A 20,710-nucleotide genomic window follows, 5' to 3' on the forward strand; every position below is an offset into this window, starting at 1 on the left:
CCGCCATGCGGCTCACGAACGTCTCGCACCTGCGACTGCCGTTCGGACGGCTCTGGGGCTACGACGTCGCGGTGTCGGCGCCGGGTCGGCAGCTTCCGGTGTCCTTTGACCAGCGGATTCATGTCGGCGCAGGGGCCCGGCCGGGCTCTTGGATGGCGTTGTCCATTCGCTTGCCGGACCGCGTGAGCCGGGAATCGCTGGCCGCTGCGTGGCTGGCGGTGGTGGCCCGCCACGGCACGTTGCGGACCGCATTTTCGGCAGGACCGGACGGCGATCCGCAACTGCACGAGATCGAAGTGCGTCCGGCCGGTTGGGTCGAGCACGAGATAGCTGCCGGCCAGGCGGTGAACGACGCGCTGCGCGGTGTCCTGGATGCGGCCTGCTCGCCGTATCAGCAGCCCTCACACCGGTTGTGCCTGCTGGAAACCGCCGCTGGTTTGACCGTGGTGATAGCGGCGGACCACAGCCACGTCGACATGTGGTCGATGCTGGTGATCGCCCGGGATCTGCTGGCGCTGCTCGCGGCTGCGCGCACCGGGCGCGTGGTTTCGCTGCCGCCGGCGCCCGCTTTCGTCGAACACACCCAGGCGCTGCTCGATCGTCCCGCGGCGCCGGACCACGTCCGGGAAACGTGGGCGCGCATCATCGCCGACAGCGGCGGGGTGATGCCGCGATTCCCGCTGCCTCTGGGCGAACCTGAGCTGGGGCCCGAGCGCGTCGAAGTCCGGGATGTGTTCGATGTCGACGCCAGTGCGGCTTTCGCCGTGCAGGCCCGCAACGACGGCGTGTCGACGCTCGCGCTGGCGGTGGCCGCGATGACGGCCGTGACCCGGGAGCTGGCCGACGCGCCGCTTCGCGCCGTCTTCCCGGTGCACAGTCGCTTCGATACCACCTGGCACGACTCGGTGGGCTGGTTCATCACCAATTCGGTTCTGGAGTCGACCGTCGCAGATCCACGTGCCGCGGCTGCCGCGGTCAAAGAAGCAGTGCAACTCGGGTCGTGGCCATTGGCGGACGTGCTGGCCCCATGGGGCGGCATGCCGATGTCGCCCGGGATGTTCGCGATCTCATGGCTGGATCTGCGGCGTCTTCCGGTTCGCATCGACGACGTCGGGCTGGACGCTCAGTACGTGAGCGCCGCCATCCAGACCGACGGCGTCATGCTGTGGTTCATCCTGGACGAGTCCGGCCTGCATCTGCGATGTCGCTATCCCGACACCCGCGAGGCGCGAACGAATGTCGGGGCATGGCTGGACCTCTTGGTGACGCGTCTGCAGTCGCAAGCGCGAACCTCGGTGCGGGGACTACTGCGGGTGGGAGACCGCAGTTTCCGGGTGGAACGGGCGGCCCGTGACGATGTCGCGTCGATCGTCGCGCTGCTGTCCGACGATGAATTCGGCCAGGACCGGGAAACCGCGGACCTCGAAGACTACGAGGCGGCGTATGACGGCCTCGTCCGTGACCACTCCAACTACCTCGGGGTGGTCCGCAACTGTTCCGATGTGATCGTTGCGACCGTCCAGCTGACCGTGATTCCCGGGCTGTCCCGCGGCGGTTCGACCCGACTACAGATAGAGGGTCTGCGGGTCACCGCGGCCGAGCGCCGAAAAGGACTGGGTACGGCCCTGGTGCAGTGGGCGCACGAGTACGGCCGGGCACACGGTGCGCGCTTGGCCCAGGTGGCCACCGACGAAGCGCGCGAACAGGCTCGGGCGTTCTATGACCGCCTCGGGTACCACGCCGCGCACGTCGGCCTCAAACGCACCATCTGAGGAGGCCGTCACCGCTCGCGGAGCGGTCGACCGCCGGTGAGCAGCCCGGCGACGAGAAGTGCTGCGCCACAAGCGCCGACGGTCGCCGGCCAACCGCATGAAGCCACAGCAGCCGCGCCGAACGCCGTCCCGAGGCTTCCGCCCACGAAGTAAACCAGCATGTACGCGCTGTTGAATCGGGCAGGCGCGGACGGATCGATCGCCAAGATGGTGGTCTGGTTCGCCACCTGTGCCGCGAACAGGCCGGTATCGAATGCGGCCAGGGCCGCCATGGTCGCCAGTGGGCTGCCCAAGCCGAAGGCGAGGACCGGGCAGGCGGCGCCCGCCACCGCGAGACCGACGAGGACCACGGGCCGGAAGCCCAATCGGTCGGTGTAGACGCCGGCGACGCGCGTCGCGAAGATCCCTGCGCTACCCGCCAAGGCGTAGAGCCCGATCTGCTTGGCAGACAGGAAGTATGGCTGTTGCGACAACGCGACCGCGATTCCGGACCAGACCGCGCAGAACGCGAAGAACCACAGTGATCCGCGCAGCGCGCCACGGCGTAACACGCGGTCACGGGCGAGCAGCCGGGGCAGCGATGCCAATCCGGCGAGATAGTTCTGTTCGACGGCTCCGGTCGCGGTCGGCAGGAACAGCAGGCAGCCGCCGGCGACTCCGAAGGCCGCGGCAGCGACCACGAGAAGCATTGCGTGCCAGCCGATCACGTCGCTCAACCAGCCGCCGGCGATCCTGCCGGCCAGGATGCCGGCCGAAATCCCGGCCGTGACGATACCCAGAATTGTCGAGCGCCGGTGCGCGGGCGCGAGGCGACCGACAACGGAACTCAGACTCGCGCCCACCGCGGAGCAGGCGCCGGTCAGCAGCAATCCGAACCCGACCAGCCACACAGTGCCGGCAACGGCGGTCAGTGCGAGCGCGGCGCCGAGCGCCAGGAACTGCCAGGCGACCACCCGCCGCGGCGAGAACCTGTCCACCAACGGGACCAGGAGCGCCAGCCCCAGCAGGTAGCCGATCGGACCGCAGGCCAACGCCGCACCGACCATCGCCGTGCCGGAGCCCAGCGATCGTGCGATGTCGGCGATGGCCGGCTGGAGCGGGTAGATCGTCGCGGTCCCCAAGGCGGCGGCCAGCGACATGAAAAGGACTGTGGTGCCGGTGATTACCGGACTTCGGTGTGCAGTTGTGGTCACGAGTCGACGTTATTGGCCACGTCGCGGGCAGCGCTGGCGGAAATCCGCCATCGCAGTCTGGCTAGCTCTTCCAGACCACCTTGTCACTGCCGCCGGCATCCCGGTACACGACGCTGTCGGGCGCGGTTCCGTTCCGGACATCGAAGTAGATTCGACCCGTGGCATAGCTGCCCGGGGCGATTGGCTGGTTGGGCAGGCCCTCGACCTCGTTGCCCTTCATGTCCGCATATGTCGAGCTGTTGACGGCCCGCGCGTTGAAATCGGAGATGTTCGGCGTCGGCGCACCGCTCACGGCGCGCGCTGTCACATCCGAGTACCAGATGCCGTCGTTGTGTCCACTCGGCTGCAGGTTGATGACGGTGTACTCGATCGCGCCACCGGGGCTGGGAATCTCGGCTCGCTGGCCGAACATCACTGCTGTCGGGTCGGCGAGCGCCGGGGTTGCCGCCAGGATTCCGGCGGCCGCGATGCCGGTAGCGGCTGCCATTGTTTTCGATGCCATCTGCGAGAACGCCACGTCGAGCTCCTTTCGTCTCCTCCTGTTTTCAGGAGTCGGCTGTCTTTGGTCCTTCTGCAGGGGTATCCAAAGGCAGGGACGACGAAACTGGCCGACGTGAAGACCGGGCCTTGCCGCCGGGGAGGGTTTGCCTAGATTGGGCGTCGGCGCCTCCTGGTAGGCGCCCAGGGTGTGGCCCTGGCGGCGTACGGCCCAGCCTTCGGGGTGGTGGAGGAACCACCGGCTCACATGACTGCTGCAGCGGCTATCGATCCCGGAGGGCTGCGCTGCACCGGCGTCATACGGCGCACCGGCCCGCGCCGCGGTCGCCGACATGTGGACTCCAAAGACCGACCAGCGCACCGGGGCCCGTATAGAGCGCACCCGACCGCTGGTGGCGTCGGTTGCTGACGGCAAGGAGCTTCAGCGGCGCAGAAGATCGCGTCGACTTCGGCGATCAGCGCTATCACCATCGTGGGGTCGTCCACACCCAGCGATTGGGCCAGCTCTTCTGGCGTGATGGTGTCAGGCGCGGCCGGCGCCGCAATCATGCTGTGCTGCATCACTTTTCACCTCCTTGCACTGTCGGCATGACACCGACCATTCAAGAATGTGCCGCAGTCGCGGAAAGTTGGCCGGCCGGTGCCGGGCTGGTCAGCGTCCAGCCCGGCACCGGCGCATCGACCCGGTCAGGCGTTCACCGGCTCCTTGGCCGCTGCCGTGTTGGTGACAGGGCTGCCGTCCTCGGTGATCACTTTGCTTTCGTCGATCGCCTTGGCGTTTCCGGTTCTGCTGACCGTGATCTTGCGCGGCTTGGCCTTCTCGGCCACCGGGATCACGAGCCGGAGCACCCCATCGCGGTAGTCCGCGGTGATCCTGCCGGTGTCAAGGTTGTTGCCCAGCACCAGCTGTCGGGAGAAGACGCCGCGCGGCCGCTCGGCGGCCAGCATTTCCCGCGACGAATCCACCGGGGACCGTTCGGCGCGCACAGTCACCACATTGTTCTCGATGTCGAGGTCGAGGGAATCGGCATTGACGCCGGGCAGGTCGAACTCGACGTGGAACTCATCGCCGTCGCGCCAGGCGTCCATGGGCATCGCCGCCGGACGGGCCGCGGTGCCGAGGACTTCTTGGGTGAAGCGATCCAGGTCTCGGAACGGGTCAGTACGCAGCAGCATCGTGGCCACCTCCATCTGTCCTTTCTCTTGTGCCATCTATGCGCTTCCAGCTCGATTATCTGTATCGGCTGGCATAGATTTGTTTTAGCACTCGACGTCGGCGAGTGCAAGCAAGCCACAGAAAAATTCTGATGGATGTCGGCGCCCAGCCGGGTGCGCGATCTCGCGCCGGTTGCAATCGTGCAAAGGTACGGCAGCGCACCTGCGCCACGGGGAGGGCACGCATCGGGGAGCCTTAGTCTGGGCTGCGATGACTGGACCGGACTCTCGTGTGAAGCGCTGCCGCGCAGCGCTTCACGTCGTCGTGTCCGCATTGATGGTCGCCGCCATCGGACTCGTCGGCACTCCGGTCGCTCATGCGGCCGCGGCCGGGGCGCGGCTCGTGGTGCAACACACCTGGCAGGACGGGTTTATCGCCCGCTTCGTGGTCACCAACTACAGCACCGTGCCGATGGCGGATTGGAAGATCGAGTTCGACATGCCGGTCGGGCAGTCGATCTCGCATGCATGGAGCAGCACCTTCACCCAGTACGGCACCCACTACGTGATCACCCCCGCCAGCTGGAACCGCGTGATTCCGCCCGGTGGTACGGCCAACGGGGGCATCCGCGGCATTCTGAGCGGCACCTACACGCCACCGTCGAATTGTGTGCTCAACGGCCAGGTCTACTGCTCCTAGAGTGATGGCGGTCTGATGACGAGCGTGGCCCTGACGGACTGGCTGCTGGACTCGGACCCGGCGCTGCGCTGGCAGGTCGAGCGCGATCTTCTCGATGCGCCGGCCGCGGTGTGGGAGGGAACCCGGTCGCGCATCGCGACCGAGGGCTTCGGTGCACGCCTGCTCGCACTGCAGGATCCCGACGGCCAGTGGGCCGGCGGCGCGTTCTTCCCGGCGGATTACGACTTCGACGACCCGGAGCGGCCTGAGGAAGGCCAGCCATGGACGGCCACGACCTGGACGCTGAATGCACTGCGGGAGTGGGGACTTGATGCATCGGTGTTGCGGGAACGCCGCACCGCCGAGTTGCTCGACGCGCACTGCCGCTGGGAGTACGACGACCTGCCGTACTGGGCCGGTGAGGTGGACTGCTGCATCAACGCCTGGACCCTGGCCAACGGCGTGTGGCTCGGCGCGGACGTCGACGGCCTCGCCGACTGGTTTCTCGAGCATCAGCTGCCGGACGGTGGGTGGAACTGTGACTGGGTCGAGGGATCCCGAAAATCGTCGTTCCATTCCACCCTGAACTCGCTCAAGGGGCTGCTGGCTTTCGAGGCCGCCACGACGGGCAGCACCGAGATCCACGCGGCACGCCGGCGCGGGGAGGAGTACCTGCTCGAACGTCGGTTGCTCAATCGGCTCACCACGAACCAGCCAGTGGGGCAATGGATCAACGACTTCAGCTATCCGATGCGGTGGTCCTACAGCGCTCTCAATACGGGTGAATACTTCCGCCGCGCCGCACTGCAGGATGGCAGCGCACCGGATCCCCGGATGAGCGACGCGGTCGACATCGTTCGGGCAGCCCGTCAGCCGGACGGCACCTGGTTGCAAACCGGCCGTCAGCCGGGCCGCGTGTGGTTCGAGGTCGATGTCCCGGCCGGAGAGCCGTCAAAGTGGCTCACGCTCTACGGGACACGACTGCTCAACTGGTGGGACTGCGCCGCGTAACCGCGGACAATGGCCGGCGCCGCGCCCTTTCGCTCTCAGGTTCGGGACGCCCGGAAGGCCCGCGGACTCATCCCGTGCCACCGGCGGAACGCCTGCGAAAAGCTCGACAGCTCAACATAACCGAGTCGGCTCGCTGTCTCGGCCACGGTCAAGCGACCCCCGATCAGCATCTCTTCCGAAAGGCGCTGGCGGATCTCGTCGAGGAGTTCGCGGTACGACGTGCCCTCGGCGCCGAGCCGGTGGCGTAACGTCCGCGGGCTCATCAGCAGCGCTTGGGCGATCTCGTGCGCATTCGGTGGCTGCGCCGGGGACGCCAGTAGCAGGTCGCGAACCTGGCCCGAGAGTCCGGTCCGGCTGCGCCGCTCTTCGAGGAGATTGCGGCACTGCTCCTGGGTGGCGGCGGAGTTGTAGGCGTTGGCCTGCGGCAGTGGGAGATCGAGCACGTTGATGGGCAGAATCAGCAGGTTCTCGGGTGCATCGAACTCCGGCTCGGCGTCGAATGCGGCGATGTACCGCTCGAGAGTGGCGGGCCGGCGGTGGGTGAAGCGGACGCCCAAAGGCGGCAAGTCTGCCGACAGTTCCCGTTTGATCACCGCGACCGCCGTGGCCAACCGGTCGATTTCGAATCGGCGGACGCGGTCGGGCGTGCCCGGCGCCTCCAGGACGAAGTGGAACTCGTCGCCGACCACCCGGGTACCGAGCGTCGACGAGGCGAACGTGAGGTCGAGATAGCGCACGCCGACGTCGATCGCACTGCGTAAGGTCGGGCTGCTGATCAAGGCGAACCCGAAGATGCCGTAGGTGGCAAGCCGATAGCGCAGTCCTACCTCGACGCCGAGGTCATCGGGATAGTCCAGCGCCTCAAGCAGATTCGTGACGACAGTCAGTTCCTGGCGGGCGGTGACCTCGGCGCCCGGGCGCTGCAGACCTTGGACAGTCAGTCGAGAGCCGGCGAGGCAGGTTTCCGGGCTGACGCCGCGTTCGCCGGCCAGCCCGAGCAGCACGCCGACGCTCGTCGGCGTGCGGGGGATGTCCCAATCAACCACATTGCCGAATCTAGTAAGTCGCGCCGCCAAGATCGATTTGCTTTGCCGAATTGATAGTGGCAGTCGCGGTTGCACCGGGTAGGCGGATACGTAGGTCGGTGACCACAGATCGTCGACCGGCGATCTCCTCTCAGCGTTGCCACTTCGAGTAAGTATTCCGCCGCTTAGGGTCTCCCAACTGCTCATCTTGGTTCGTAGCGTCATTGCCAACGAACAGGGATGTGCGGAGGAGGCCCCGTGAATGAGAACTGGTCAGACGCCGATCCACAGCCCGAATTCCAGATCTGACAGGACGGAGAAGCTCGTGAACATTCTCGATCAGGCAATCACCAAGGCGCAGGAAGCGATCCTCGATCCGGTGCGCAGCCGCGCTCAGTCGACCATCCCGATGCCTTTGCAGATCAAGGGCATGCACCTCTACCAGAAGACGAAGAAATCGGTGGTCGGCGACAAGTCGCCGGTCTTCGTCGAGGCCCCGATTCCCCCGGTCGAGGAAGTCGAGCTGGCAGACATCGACGTCAGCAACCCGTTCATGTTCCGCCAGGGCCGCTGGCAGTCCTACTTCAAGCGGCTCCGCGACGAGGCGCCGGTGCACTACCAGCCGAACAGCCCGTTCGGGCCGTTCTGGTCCATCACCCGCTACGACGACATCGTCACCGTCGACAAGGACAACGAACGCTTCTCCGCCGAGCCGCAGATCATCATCGGTGACCCGCCCGAAGGCCTGGACGTCGAGATGTTCATCGCCATGGACCCGCCGCGGCACGACGAGCAGCGGGGCGCGGTGCAGGGCGTGGTGGCGCCCCAGAACCTCCAGGAGATGGAAGCACTGATCCGGACCCGGGTGCAGGAGGTCCTCGACGGTCTGCCCGTGAACGAGCCGTTCGACTGGGTCGACACCGTCTCGATCGAACTGACCTCACGCATGCTGGCGACCCTGCTCGACTTCCCCTATGACGAGCGCCGCAAGTTGGTCTACTGGACCGACACCGTGGCCGGCAGCGCCTCGGCCACCGGCGGTGAGGCCGATATGGATGAGATGTTCAGCGCCGCAGCCGATATGGCACGCGCGTTCAGCGCCCTCTGGTACGACAAGAAGGCTCGGTTGGCGGCGGGAGAGAAGCCCGGCTTCGACCTCATCACGCTCATGCAGTCGTCCGAGGACACCAAGGACCTGATCGACCGGCCGATGGAGTTCCTCGGCAACCTGATTCTGCTGATCGTCGGCGGCAACGACACCACCCGCAACTCGATGACCGGTGGCGTGCTCGCCCTGAACCAGAACCCCGACGAGTTCGCCCGGCTGAAGGCCGATCCGGGCCTCATCACCAAGGCGGTCCACGAGATCATCCGCTGGCAGACCCCGCTGGCGTACATGCGCCGCGTCGCCAAACAGGACACCATCTTGAATGGACAGTTCATCCGCAAGGGCGACAAACTCGTCATGTGGTACGCCTCGGCCAACCGCGACGAGCGCAAGTTCGAGAATCCGGACGACTTCATCATCGGCCGCCACAACGCCCGCCATCACCTGGCATTCGGCATCGGCATCCACCGCTGCATGGGCAGCCGCCTCGCCGAACTGCAGCTGAAAATCCTGTGGGAGGAGCTGCTGGCCCGATTCGAGGACATCGAGGTTGTGGGGGAGCCCGAGTACACCCAATCCAACTTCGTTAAGGGCTACTCCAAGATGATGGTGAAGGTCACCAGGAAGCAGCCGGCCGCCACGGTGTGACGAGAGGACAGCGATGGGCTCGTTCGATGTACTGATGGACGACGAACGGGCCCAGCTCGACGCCTTCGTGGAGGACTACCGCCGTGCCGTCGAACTGACTCTCGACGGCCTCACCGAGGAGGAGTCCCGCCGGCGCCTCGTCCCATCAGCGACAACGCTTCTCGGGTTGCTCAAGCACGTCACCTGGATGCAGCGCGTGTGGTTCGAGAAATGCGTCGGCGGCACATCCCGTCAGGCTCTCGGTCTGGTGCAGAGCGTCGACGAGTCCTTCCAGCTGGATGACGACGACACCATCGCGTCGGTTCTTGCGGCGCACCGTGATGTCTGTGCGACAGCGCGGGCGGTGGTCGCCGATCTACCGCTGGACACCGTCGTGACGGGGCACCGGTCCGGGCCGCGAACCCTGCGGTGGGTCATGTTGCAGGTGCTGCGCGAGCTGGCGCACCACTGCGGGCACGCCGACATCCTGCGCGAACAGGTGCTTGCCAGTCGCGAGTGATCAGCGCGCATATCCTGGGTGATAGACGCCGCGCTGTGCGACGCCCGGACCTCCGGGAGGCAGCGATGTTCGAGGAAGCGCAGTTGTATGCGCCGGTGACGCGGTCGGGAGATGACGTCACCGTCCATCTGGCTGCGGATCATCCAGGCGCAGTCGACCCGGAGTACCGCGCCCGCCGCAACGCAATTGCCGCGCTCGCCATGGATTGGCAGCCCGGGACGCCGCCACCCGTCGCGACCTACACCGACGACGAGCAGGAGGTCTGGCGCATCGCGTGCGCCGAGCTGCACCGGCTACACCAGCGCCGGGCCTGCACCGAGTACCTGCAGGGCAGGGAACGGTTGGGGCTTCCCGAGGATCGGATTCCGCAACTGGTCGAGGTCAACGAGAAGCTCGGGCCGCTGACCGGCTTCCAGTACGTGCCGGCGGCCGGTCTGGTGCCGCTGCGCGAGTTCTACGGACTGCTCGCCGACGGCATCTTCCACTCCACCCAGTACATCCGGCATCACTCCGTGCCGCTCTACACTCCCGAGCCGGACCTGATCCACGAGGTGGTCGGCCACGGCAATTGCCTGGCGCACGAGCGGTTCGCGGCGCTGTACCGGCTGGCCGGGCAGGCGGCGCAGCGGGTGAAAACGACTGAGGCCCTTGAATTCGTCTCGAAGGTCTTCTGGTTCTCGCTGGAGTTCGGTGTGGTCCGTCAACATGGTGAGGTACGTACCTACGGTGCCGGCCTGCTGTCGTCGTACGGGGAGATCCAGCAGATCGATGTGGCTGATCTGCGGCCATTGAACATCGCCCGGATGGGGGTGCAGACCTACGACATCACGCACTACCAACCGATTCTCTTCTGCGCCAGGGGATTCGGCGAGATCGAGGATGTCGTCGGCGGGTTCTTCGCCGAGGTCGACGACACCATGGTGGAGCGCCTGGTGCACGACGCCGCTCAGGTCACGGGTAGGTGATCGCTGGTTGGACGACCGCGACGCATTCGCCGAACCCGATGATGGCCGCCCCGGGACGATGTGCCGTTGCCTTTAGGGTGATTTCGTCGCCGTCTTCGAGGAACGTGCGCGTTTCCCCATTGGGCAGCGTGATCGGGTCTGTGCCGCCATGACTGAGCTCCAGCAGGCTGCCTTCGGAGCCGGTGCCAGGACCGGACAGGGTGCCGCTGCCGAGCAGGTCGCCGGGCTGCAGGTTGCATCCGTTGCTCGTGTGGTGAGTGACCAGTTGCGCGAAGGTCCAGTACATGTGGCGGCTGGATGAGCGTGCGATCGGGTGCGGCGGCTCGCCGTCGTCGCGCATCCGGGCCGTGCTGATACGGACCTCCAGCTCGATATCGAGCCCACCGCTCGCACGGTGCCGCGAGCTGTCGAGGTAGGGCAGGGGAGCGGGATCGCCCTCGGGACGATCGAACGGAATCCGGAACGGCGCCAATGCTTCTGGAGTGATCACCCAGGGAGAGACGGTGGTGCCGAAGCTCTTCGCCAGGAACGGGCCGAGCGGCTGGTACTCCCAGGCCTGCACGTCCCGCGCCGACCAGTCGTTGAGCAGGCAGTAGCCGGCGATGTGGGATTCGGCGTCGTCGAGACTCACCGGTTCGCCGAGGCGGTTCTCCGGGCCGATCCACGCGCCGAGCTCCAGCTCGAAATCCAGGCGCCGGGTGGGCGCCAGCACGGGACTCGGCGCGTCGGTGACCATCAACTGACCGTGCGGGCGGGTGATCGAGATCCCGCTGACCTGCACGCTCGAGGCACGCCCGTGATAGCCGATGGGCACCCATTTGTAGTTGGGAAGAAGGGGATTGTCGGGCCGGAACAGCGCTCCGACGTTGCGGGCGTGGTGGATGCCGACGTAGAAATCGGTGTAGTCGGCGATGCGGGCGGGCAGCAGGACATCGACGTCAGGCAGTGGGGTGAGCAACGCTGCCACGGTCTGTTGTTGCGGCGCGCCTTCGGCGAGCAGTGCGTGCAGCGCCCTACGAAGTGCCGCGCGGGGGCCAGATCCCAAGGCGAACAAGTCGTTCAAGGTTCCGCCTGCCGCGGACTCTGCGGCCGTCTGCGCCTCGCCGGTGAGCAGGCCGGACTCGGCGAGGCCGCCCAGGTGCAGGACCATGTCGCCGATCCGGACGACACCGCCCAGTTCGCCGTTTACACCGGCGACCACGCCGAACGGAAGATTCTGCAGCGGAAAGTCACTATCGGGGCCCGCGGAGGCGACCCAACTCCACCGGCCCGGATCGTGGGTGAAATCGAGTGCTGTCACGGCGTGTCCGGCTGGAAGCGCTTGACCAGCCCACTCCAGCAGTCCGCGTAATCCTGTTGCCGCTGCGGTGAATTCGCGGCGTACGCCGTCACCTGCTGCGGGAACCGCGTCTCGAACATGAAGGCCAGTGTGTGCTCCTGCTTGACCGGTTTCAGTTGTTCGGTGCTGGCGGCGTGGAAGGCGTTGGCGTCCGGGCCATGTGGGGTCATGCTGTTGTGCAGGCTGACGCCGCCGGGCACAAAGCCGTTCGGCTTGGCGTCGTACACACCGCGCACGAGTCCCATGAACTCACTCATGACGTTCATGTGGTACCACGGCGGCCGGAAAGTGTCTTCGGCGACCATCCACCGCTCGGGGAAGCAGACGAAGTCCACGTTGGCGGTGCCCGGCGTCTCGCTCGGCGAACTGAGCACCGTGAAGATCGACGGGTCGGCATGGTCGAACAGCACCGGGCCGACAGGAGAGAATCGCCGCATGTCGTACTTGTACGGTGCGTAATTGCCATGCCAGGCAACGACATCCAGTGGTGACTGGGCGATATCCGCTCGCCACAGCGTGCCGCCCCATTTCACATACATCGTGGACGGGACGTCGCGATCCTCATAGGCCGCGACCGGTGTCAGGAAGTCGCGCGAGTTGGCCAGGCAGTTGGCGCCGATCGGGCCGCGCTCGGGAAGAGTGAAAGGGCCGCCGTAGTTTTCGCACAGATAGCCGCGGGCCGGACCGTCGGGCACCTCGACGCGCATCTTCACACCCCGCGGAACGACGACGATCTCACAGGGCTCGGCGTCGATGATCCCGAACTCGGTACAGAACCGAACATTGCCGTGCTCGAGCACGAACAGCATTTCGGCATCGCCGTTGTAGAAGTAGGTGTCCACCATCGATGACGTGATGGTGTAGATGCTGTTGGCGAATCCGCTGCGGGCGTTGACGTCTCCGCCGGTGGTGATGGTACGGACGCCGGTGACGAACGTCGTGTCCTCGACCGCCGGATCCGGCATCGGTAAGGGGTTCCAGCGCATTTGGGCAATGGGGCTGGCAGGAGCATCGTCGGGTGCGGAACGCCAGTGCTCGCTGGGGACGGCAGTGAAATCGCCCCAATGGGCCACGCTCGGCCGAATCCGGTACAGCCAGGACCGCTTGTTGGCGGCGCGGGGTGCGGTGAACGGCGACCCACTGAGCTGCTCGGCATAGAGGCCGTAGGCGCACCGCTGCGGAGAGTTGCGGCCGACGGGCAATGCGCCGGGCAGTGCTTCGCTTTCGAAGCTGTTGCCGAAACCGCCTTGGTACCCGGCCATCACAGGTTCCCGCGCTTCGCCTGCTCACGCTCGATGGACTCGAAGAGCGCCTTGAAGTTGCCCTTGCCGAAACCGAGTGAGCCGTGGCGTTCGATGAGTTCGAAGAACACGGTGGGCCGGTCTCCCAACGGCTTGGTGAAGATCTGCAGCAGATATCCGTCCTCGTCACGGTCGACCAGGATGCCGCGCCGCTGCAGTTCCTCGACCGGTACGCGCACCTCGCCGATGCGGGCACGCAGTTCCGGGTCCTCGTAGTACGCGTCCGGGGTGTCGAGGAACTGCACACCCTGCCGGCGGAGCTCGTCGACGCTGGCGAGGATGTCGTTGGTGGCCAGCGCGAGGTGCTGGACGCCCGGCCCGCGATAGAACTCGAGGTACTCGTCGATCTGCGACTTGCGCTTCGCCACCGCCGGTTCGTTGAGCGGGAACTTCACCCGGTGGTTGCCGTTGGCGACCACCTTCGACATCAGTGCCGAGTAGTCGGTGGCGATGTCGTCGCCGATGAACTCGGCGAGGTTCACGAAGCCCATGACCCGGTTGTAGAAGCCGACCCACTCGTCCATCTTGCCGAGCTCGACGTTGCCGACGACGTGGTCCAGGGCCTGGAACAAGCGCGGCGGCGCGCCGTCCCGTCTGATCTGACCGCTTGTCGCCGGCTGATAGCCAGGCAGGTAGGGACCGCTGTAGCGGGCTCCGTCGGTTTCGCGTTGCACCAGGGTGTGCCGGGTCTGCCCGTAGGTCGCGATAGCGGCGAGGCGTACGGTGCCGTGGTCATCGGAGACGTTGTGCGGTTCTTCGAGGATCGTCGCACCGGCTGCCTTGGCCTGGGCAATGCACTTGTCGACGTCGGGCACCTCCAACGAGATGTCGACGACGCCGTCGCCGTGCGTGGCGTGGTGCGCGATCAGGGGGCTGTCGGGACTCACCGCGCCCTTCAGCACGAACCGCACCGACCCCGAACGCAAGACGAACGCCTTGTGGTCGCGATTGCCGTTCTCGGGCCCCGAGTAGGCGACCAGTTCCATGCCCCATGTCGATTGGAAGTAGCTCGCTGCCTCTGTGGCATTGCCGACGACGAAAACGATGGCATCCCAGCCGGTTACGGGGAATGGATCATTGCTCGGGTCGTAGTCCACCAGGCCCACCAACTGCTTGAGCTGGTTGACGTCGAGCCGGGCCTGCTTCTCCTGGTCGGTCAGGGCGCTCTGGTTCGCCATGTAGACATTCTTCTCCCAAAGGCGGGATTACTCGATGAATTCGCCGCCGTGTTCAGTCGCGTGAGCCGCGTTCACCGGCGGGAACCTCCGCGAGCGCACAGTGATAGTGGTGACTCGGGGGCTCCTCGTCCGGTTCCTCGGCAAGCAGGTCGTTGGAGATCGTCGCGAACGCGAGCGCTCCGCCGAGGGCCGCAAGGCCCGCCGAGATCAGCATCGCGGTGTGGAAGCCGGCGGTCATCGCGGCGGGCGATCCGAAAGCGTCGCCCGTCAGTCCCGACAACGGGGGTAGCAGGGCGACGGCCAGTAGCCCCGCGGTGCGTGCCACCGCGTTGTTGACTCCGGAGGCCACGCCGGCGTGGCGCTCGTCCGCGGCGGCCAGGGCGGCGGCGGTGACGGGTGCGACCGTCGCGGCGAGCCCCAACCCGAAGACGACGACGGCGGGGAGCACGACGGTGGTGTACGAAGCGCCCGGGCCGATCCGCGTCATCAGCACCATGCCGGCCGCGATCACGAGCGGGCCGATGGTCAATGGCAGACGTGGACCGATGCGCTGGGCGAGTGCGCCGGACGCCGACGAGAGCGCCAGCATGATCGCCGTAACCGGGAGCGAGGCGGCGCCGGCGGCGACGGGGGAGTATCCGAGTGCGGTCTGCAGAACGACCACCAGCAGGAAGAAGACACCCCCGAGCGCGGTGTACACCACGAAGGTCACGGCGTTGGCACTCGTGAACTGTCGAGACGAGAAGATGCCCAGCGGCAGCATGGGATTCGCGGAGCGTCGTTCGATCGCGACGAACGTGACCAGGGCGATGACTCCGAGGACCCCGGCCGCGAGAATGACGGGAGAATCCCAGCCGCGGTTGGGTCCTTCCACCACCGCGTAGGTCGTACCAGCGAGCCCCGCAGTCGCTGTCGTGGCGCCGGCGTAGTCCAGGTGGCCGGCCGTCGACGGATCGCGGCTCTCGGGCACGTGGCGTACCGCGAGCCACGCGACCAGGCATCCCAGGGGCACATTGATGAGAAAAATCGCCCGCCAGTCGATCGCTTGTACGAGATAGCCGCCGAGCAGCGGGCCGATCGCCGCGGCGACGCCACCCAGGGCCGACCACGCGCCGATCGCCTTTGCCCGGTCGGTCGGGTTGAACACCGACTGGATGATGGCGAGGCTGCCCGGTGTCAACAGCGCGCCGCCGATGCCTTGCAAAGCCCTTGCGGCGATGAGCATCTCGGTGTTGGGTGCCACCGCACAGAGCGCTGATGCCACCGCGAACCACGCCACGCCGACGACGAACACCCGCTTGCGGCCCAGACGGTCACCAAGGCTGCCCGACAGCAGGATCAGCGCGGCGAGTGTCACCGAGTAGGCGCTGACCACCAGTTGCAGTCCACCGACCTCGGTGTTCAGGTCGTGACCGATCGCCGGCAGCGCGACGTTGACGACCGTTGCGTCGAGTTGCGCCATCCCGGACCCCAGCACGGTGGCGGCGAGGATCCAGCGTCCCGCCGCGCTACCGAAGCGGACACCGGGCATGTCATGCCTCCACTGAATCGCCGTCGTGCTGTGAGTGACCGCACGGGTGCGCTCTAAACCTTCGCACACGGGCCGGTACAGGGATGGCGAAGCGGCGACGAACACGCCATAATTGGCACTCGTCGGACGAGAGTGCTAACGCTGCTTAGTCGATCGTGAGGAGGGAACCTAGTGAGCAGCACTGACTTCGCCATCCCCGAGGCCAGCGAGCCGATGCGTATCGTGCTCGTCGCACCCCCATATTTCGATGTTCCGCCCAAGGGATACGGCGGGACCGAGGCCGTCGTTGCTGACCTGGCCGACGCCTTGACCGCCCGAGGACACCATGTGACGCTCCTCGGCGCGGGACAGCGCGGGACCAACGCCGCGCGCTTCGTCCCCCTCTGGCAGCGGACGCTTCCCGACCGCCTCGGCCAGCCCTACCCCGAGATCATGCACGCGGTCCGGGTGCGCCGAGCCATCGAGAAAATCGTCGAGACCGACGGGGTGGACATCATCCACGACCACACGTTCGCGGGCCCGCTCAACGCTCCCGTCTACCGGTCGCTCGGTATACCGACCGTGGTCACCATGCACGGACCGATCGATGACGACCTGTATCCGTACTACCGTGAGCTTGGCGACGACATCGGTCTGATCGCCATCAGCGACCGCCAGCGCCAGCTCGCTCCGGACCTGAATTGGATTGGCCGCGTGCACAACTCGCTGCGCATCGGCGACTGGCCGTTCCGGGCCGACAAGGAAGATTACGCGCTGTTCCTGGGACGGTACGCGCCGTACAAGGGCGCGCATCTGGCACTCGAGGCGGCCCACGCGGCGGGCGTGCCCCTGGTGTTGGCGGGCAAGTGCAATGAGCCCGAGGAGCGCGCCTACTTCGACGAACAGGTGCGTCCACTGCTGACCGAGAACGATCATGTGTTCGGCCAGGCGGACGCCGCGGCCAAGCGCAAACTACTGGCGGGCGCGCGCTGTCTGCTGTTCCCCATCCAATGGGAAGAACCATTCGGCATGGTGATGATCGAGGCGATGGCCTGCGGCACCCCCGTGGTGGCGCTGCGTGGCGGCGCGGTGCCTGAGGTCGTGACCGACTGTGTGACGGGCTTCGTGTGTGAGCACCCCGACGAGTTGCCCGACGCGATCGCCAAGACGCACACCCTGGATCCCGCGGCCTGCCGACGCCATGTGGCGGCCCATTTTGCGACAGGTCAGTTCGGTGCGGGGTACGAGCGAATCTATCGTGCGGTGCTGGCGGATGCGGACGCCGCACCGAGCCCGATCACGTTGCGGCGCATCGTGGAACCCGGCGCCTCGGAACGGGCGAGCGCATGAGTGCACCGACCGCGCTGAACGCCGGCGAGCCCACCAGCATCGGCTTCGGTGGGGACACGGTGACTCTGGTGGAGGGCGGCACCTTCTGTGTGTCGGACCGTCACGGCGACGTGTTGCCGGGCGGTGCCCAGGGTCTGTTCTTCCGCGATGCGCGCGTGCTGTCTCGATGGGAGCTGCGTGTCGACGGCCGGCCGGCTGAGCCGTTGTCGGTGCAGACGCCGGAAGCCTTTGCGGCACAGTTCATCATGCGGAGGGCGCCGCTGCCCGGCTTGGCGGACAGCACGCTGCTGGTGGTGCGGGAGCGCACCATCGCCGACGGGATGCGGGAGTCCATCTCCCTCCGGAATCTGGCCGGCGAAAGCACGGTGGTGACGTTGGAACTGCACGTCGACGCCGACTTCGCCGATCTGTTCACGGTCAAGGAGGGACGCGCCGCTCATGGCGGAGCGAACCAGTCCGTGGTGAACGGCGAGCTGGTGCTGCAGGACCGTACCGACCCGGTCCGGGGCCTGACCGTGACCGCAGCCGGCGGACCCGCGGTCCTGCCGGGGGCATTCCGTTGGCGGGTGGTGGTGCCCGCGCATCAGAGCTGGCAGGTCGAGATCGGTGTCCAGCCCACGTGGGGTGCCGGTCGCATCAACGGCCGGGCGCGCAGCGGCGATGCGGTCCAGTCGGGTACGCCGGCACAGAAGATCGAAGCGTGGCGGGAGAGCACCACGACGGTCGAGTCGGACCATGCGGGCCTGGCAGAGGTGTTGCGCCGCACCGAGAGTGATCTCGGCGCGCTGTTGATCCACGATGAAAGCGGCGAGGGTGAGCCGTTCGTCGCCGCCGGGGCACCGTGGTACATGACGCTGTTCGGTCGAGACAGCCTGCTGACCGCCTGGATGGCGCTGCCACTGGACTGCGGGCTGTCCCTCGGCACGCTGCGGCAGCTCGCCGACGCACAAGGCCGCCGTGTCGACCCCATCACCGAGGAACAGCCCGGCCGCATCCTGCACGAAATCCGAAGGGGGCCGGCCAGTACCGACGTCTTGGGTGGGACCGTCTACTACGGTGCCGTCGACGCCACGCCGTTGTTCGTGATGCTGCTGGCCGAGAGCTGGCGGTGGGGTGCCGACGAAGACGTCGTCCGGTCGCTGCTCGGCGCAGCGGACGCAGCGCTGGCATGGGCCACCCGGTACGGGGACCGCGACGGCGACGGGTTCATCGAGTACCGCCGGGCCACCGACAGGGGACTGGTCAACCAGGGCTGGAAGGACAGCTTCGACGGCATCAACGACGCGGCGGGGCACACCGCCGAAGCGCCGATAGCGCTGAGTGAGGTACAGGGCTACCACTACGCGGCTCTGCTGGCCAGGGCCGAACTGGCGGACGCGTTCGGTGCACCGACGACGGCGGCCCGGTTGCGTGACCGCGCGGCGACGCTGCGCGCACGATTCCACGAGGCGTTCTGGCTGCCGGAAAAAGGTTGGTATGCCATCGCTTTGGACGCCGGAAAGAACCCGGTGGACGCGCTCACGAGCAATATCGGGCACTGCCTGTGGACGGGTATCGCCGACGATGATCATGTCGAGACGCTCGTGGAACGGTTGTCGGCCGACGATATGGATTCCGGATTCGGGCTACGTACCCTGGCCGCATCCATGGGCGCGTACAACCCCATGAGCTACCACAACGGGTCGGTGTGGCCGCACGATACGGCGATCGCCGTCGCCGGGCTGATGCGATATCGGCACGTGCCCGGCGCCGTGGCGCTGGCCGAGCGGCTGGCCGCCGGCCTGCTCGACGCGGCCGAGGCGTTCGGCGGGCGGCTTCCCGAATTGTATTGCGGCTTCGGGCGTTCCGAATTCGGTGCACCGGTCCCGTACCCGACGTCGTGTTCGCCGCAGGCCTGGGCGAGCGCGGCGCCGCTACTGCTGGTACGGGCGTTCCTCGGACTGGAACCCGATGTGCCGCATCGCCGGCTCGTGGTGGCGCCGCGTCTGCCTCAGCTGTGGGGACGCACAGTGTTGGGCGATCTGCGACTCGGCGACGCGACAGTGTGTATCGAAGCTGACGGGGACACCGCGAAGGTCACCGGACTGCCCGACGATTGGGAGCTGGTCATGTCGGATGGGTGAACCGAATCCCCGACTCGGCGAGTAGTCGGGTGGCCACAGCTCGCTGCCACTCAAGCCTGCTTCGGAAAGCGTTTGCTCAGCATGGATTTCCGCGCATTCGAGCGGTAGCTGCATCAGCTGGGTGCGGCAAGTTCAGGCCGACCCTGCGTTACATCATCCGGCCACATTGTCATGCCCATGCATGCTCTAATGGTTGCCATGGCAGGTCTGACGGAGGGGAACGTCGATCCGGCATTCGCCGCGGTGCGCGATATCTTCGAAGCGAGCTTCGCCGACGGGCAGAACTGGGGCGCGGGCGTCTCGGTCGTGATCGACGGCCGACCCGTCGTCGATCTGTGGGGTGGGGTCGCCGACCCGCGCACCGGCCGATCGTGGCAGCGGGACACGGCTTGCGTCACCTTCTCGTGCACCAAAGCAGTAACCGCCACAGCCGCGCTCATGGTGGCGGAGCGCCACCGCGTCGACCTGACAGCGCCAGTGGTGAGTTGGTGGCCTGAGTACGGCGCGGCGGGCAAGAGCGAAACCACGGGTGAGCAGCTGCTGTCGCATGCTGCCGGGCTACCCGCTGTGGAGCGGCCTGTTTCGATCGAACAGGCTGCCGATCCCGAACTGATGGCCGATCTGCTCGCCGCTCAGCATCCGGTGTGGGAGCCGGGATCGAGACACGGCTATCACGCGTTCACATTCGGGTGGCTGGCCGGTGAGATCGTGCGTCGGCACGCCAAAACGACGGTGGGGGAATTCGTTCGATCGCACATCAGCGGAGATCTCATGATCGGGGCCGACAGAGCCGCGCTCGACGCCCTCGCCCGGACCGGTTTTCCCGACGCGAGCGAACAGCAATGGGCAACGGACACAGCCACAATCCCCGCCACCACGGTCGCACGGCTCGTCGAGGCGTATCGCGATCCACAGTCCTTGTTCACCCGTGCCACCGCCAATCCACCCGCGCGCTACAACCATCCCGACGTCCTGTCAGCCGGCTGGCCGGCGAGCGGACTGATAACCACTGCGCGCGCACTGGCCGACTTCTACGCGCGCCTGAGTGCCGGCAAGCTGTTGCATCCGGAGAATCTGAACGACGCAATCCGCTTGCGGCACAGCGGTTCTGATGCCGTCATGGTTCTCGATTCCAGCTACGGCCTGGGATACATGCGACCGTCTCAGCTGTTCGCTTTTCCCGACAACGTCGGACCTGGAGCCTTCGGGCATCCTGGCGCCGGTGGTGCGTTCGCGTTCGGTGACATCGACAATCGACTGGCGTTCGCATTCGTGCCGAACCTGCGTCGTGACGCTCTCGCCGGCGATCGTCGGGCGGTCGATCTCATCGAAGCGACGTACGCCGCGTTGTGAGTT

General features: G+C 66.6%; 17 protein-coding genes. 9 read left to right on the forward strand and 8 right to left on the reverse strand.

Annotated elements, in window-relative coordinates; all coding sequences use genetic code 11:
- Positions 1-5: 5 nt before the first annotated feature.
- Positions 6-1,772, forward strand: a complete 1,767-nt coding sequence (locus VXD91_RS15165) for a GNAT family N-acetyltransferase (RefSeq protein WP_212811400.1) — start codon at positions 6-8, stop codon at positions 1,770-1,772.
- Between the two features lie 8 nt (positions 1,773-1,780).
- Here VXD91_RS15165 and VXD91_RS15170 read toward each other — a convergent pair whose 3' ends face one another.
- From VXD91_RS15170 to VXD91_RS15180, 3 genes are all read right to left on the reverse strand, one after another.
- Positions 1,781-2,965: an MFS transporter gene (locus VXD91_RS15170; RefSeq protein WP_244872539.1), complete on the reverse strand. Its 1,185-nt coding sequence runs from the start codon at positions 2,963-2,965 to the stop codon at positions 1,781-1,783.
- A 61-nt stretch (positions 2,966-3,026) separates the two neighbouring features.
- Entirely contained in the window at positions 3,027-3,482 is a 456-nt protein-coding gene (locus VXD91_RS15175) for a DUF1942 domain-containing protein (protein ID WP_346415793.1), read from the reverse strand.
- Between the two features lie 668 nt (positions 3,483-4,150).
- Entirely contained in the window at positions 4,151-4,639 is a 489-nt protein-coding gene (locus tag VXD91_RS15180) for an Hsp20 family protein (RefSeq protein WP_244872940.1), read from the reverse strand.
- A gap of 250 nt (positions 4,640-4,889) precedes the next feature.
- On the opposite strand from VXD91_RS15180, the gene VXD91_RS15185 reads away from it, so the two are divergent.
- Positions 4,890-5,318 (forward strand): cellulose-binding domain-containing protein, encoded by a 429-nt coding sequence (locus tag VXD91_RS15185; RefSeq protein ID WP_346415794.1) that lies wholly within the window; start codon positions 4,890-4,892, stop codon positions 5,316-5,318.
- 15 nt (positions 5,319-5,333) lie between these two features.
- Positions 5,334-6,308: a squalene cyclase gene (locus VXD91_RS15190; protein ID WP_346415795.1), complete on the forward strand. Its 975-nt coding sequence runs from the start codon at positions 5,334-5,336 to the stop codon at positions 6,306-6,308.
- 35 nt (positions 6,309-6,343) lie between these two features.
- On the opposite strand, the gene VXD91_RS15195 is transcribed toward VXD91_RS15190, so the two are convergent.
- A complete protein-coding gene (locus VXD91_RS15195) occupies positions 6,344-7,354 on the reverse strand; it encodes an AraC family transcriptional regulator (protein ID WP_346415796.1) in 1,011 nt (336 codons plus the stop codon).
- A 304-nt stretch (positions 7,355-7,658) separates the two neighbouring features.
- Between VXD91_RS15195 and VXD91_RS15200 the strand changes: the two genes are divergently transcribed.
- From VXD91_RS15200 to VXD91_RS15210, 3 genes are all read left to right on the forward strand, one after another.
- Positions 7,659-9,089: a cytochrome P450 gene (locus VXD91_RS15200; protein ID WP_346415798.1), complete on the forward strand. Its 1,431-nt coding sequence runs from the start codon at positions 7,659-7,661 to the stop codon at positions 9,087-9,089.
- Positions 9,090-9,102: 13 nt separating this feature from the next.
- Positions 9,103-9,588 (forward strand): DinB family protein, encoded by a 486-nt coding sequence (locus tag VXD91_RS15205; RefSeq protein WP_346415799.1) that lies wholly within the window; start codon positions 9,103-9,105, stop codon positions 9,586-9,588.
- A 65-nt stretch (positions 9,589-9,653) separates the two neighbouring features.
- Positions 9,654-10,553, forward strand: a complete 900-nt coding sequence (locus VXD91_RS15210; protein WP_346415800.1) for a phenylalanine 4-monooxygenase — start codon at positions 9,654-9,656, stop codon at positions 10,551-10,553.
- On the opposite strand, the gene fahA is transcribed toward VXD91_RS15210, so the two are convergent.
- From fahA to VXD91_RS15230, 4 genes are read right to left on the reverse strand one after another with little or no spacing between them, the layout of a single operon-like run.
- Entirely contained in the window at positions 10,540-11,853 is a 1,314-nt protein-coding gene (gene fahA / locus VXD91_RS15215) for a fumarylacetoacetase (protein WP_346415801.1), read from the reverse strand. The two genes, VXD91_RS15210 and fahA, sit on opposite strands and share 14 nt — an antisense overlap.
- On the reverse strand, positions 11,850-13,154 hold the full coding sequence (hmgA, locus tag VXD91_RS15220; RefSeq protein WP_346415802.1) for a homogentisate 1,2-dioxygenase: 1,305 nt from the start codon (positions 13,152-13,154) through the stop codon (positions 11,850-11,852). The genes fahA and hmgA overlap by 4 nt, the downstream gene beginning before the upstream one ends.
- Positions 13,154-14,371 (reverse strand): 4-hydroxyphenylpyruvate dioxygenase, encoded by a 1,218-nt coding sequence (gene hppD / locus VXD91_RS15225; RefSeq protein ID WP_346415803.1) that lies wholly within the window; start codon positions 14,369-14,371, stop codon positions 13,154-13,156. Before hppD ends, hmgA begins: the two co-directional genes overlap by 1 nt.
- Positions 14,372-14,423: 52 nt before the next feature.
- The gene (locus VXD91_RS15230; protein WP_346415804.1) at positions 14,424-15,902 is read right to left on the reverse strand and encodes a DHA2 family efflux MFS transporter permease subunit; all 1,479 of its coding nucleotides are present in this window, start codon (positions 15,900-15,902) and stop codon (positions 14,424-14,426) included.
- Positions 15,903-16,115: 213 nt separating this feature from the next.
- Between VXD91_RS15230 and VXD91_RS15235 the strand changes: the two genes are divergently transcribed.
- From VXD91_RS15235 to VXD91_RS15245, 3 genes are all read left to right on the forward strand, one after another.
- The gene (locus VXD91_RS15235) at positions 16,116-17,231 is read left to right on the forward strand and encodes a glycosyltransferase family 4 protein (protein WP_318985118.1); all 1,116 of its coding nucleotides are present in this window, start codon (positions 16,116-16,118) and stop codon (positions 17,229-17,231) included.
- Positions 17,228-19,354, forward strand: a complete 2,127-nt coding sequence (locus tag VXD91_RS15240) for a glycogen debranching N-terminal domain-containing protein (RefSeq protein ID WP_318985040.1) — start codon at positions 17,228-17,230, stop codon at positions 19,352-19,354. The genes VXD91_RS15235 and VXD91_RS15240 overlap by 4 nt, the downstream gene beginning before the upstream one ends.
- 198 nt (positions 19,355-19,552) lie before the next feature.
- Complete coding sequence (locus tag VXD91_RS15245) at positions 19,553-20,707, forward strand: serine hydrolase domain-containing protein (protein WP_346415806.1); 1,155 nt, start codon at positions 19,553-19,555, stop codon at positions 20,705-20,707.
- The last annotated feature ends 3 nt before the right edge of the window (positions 20,708-20,710 follow it).

The organism is Mycobacterium sp. SM3041, assembly GCF_039668335.1.
Lineage (GTDB): Bacteria > Actinomycetota > Actinomycetes > Mycobacteriales > Mycobacteriaceae > Mycobacterium.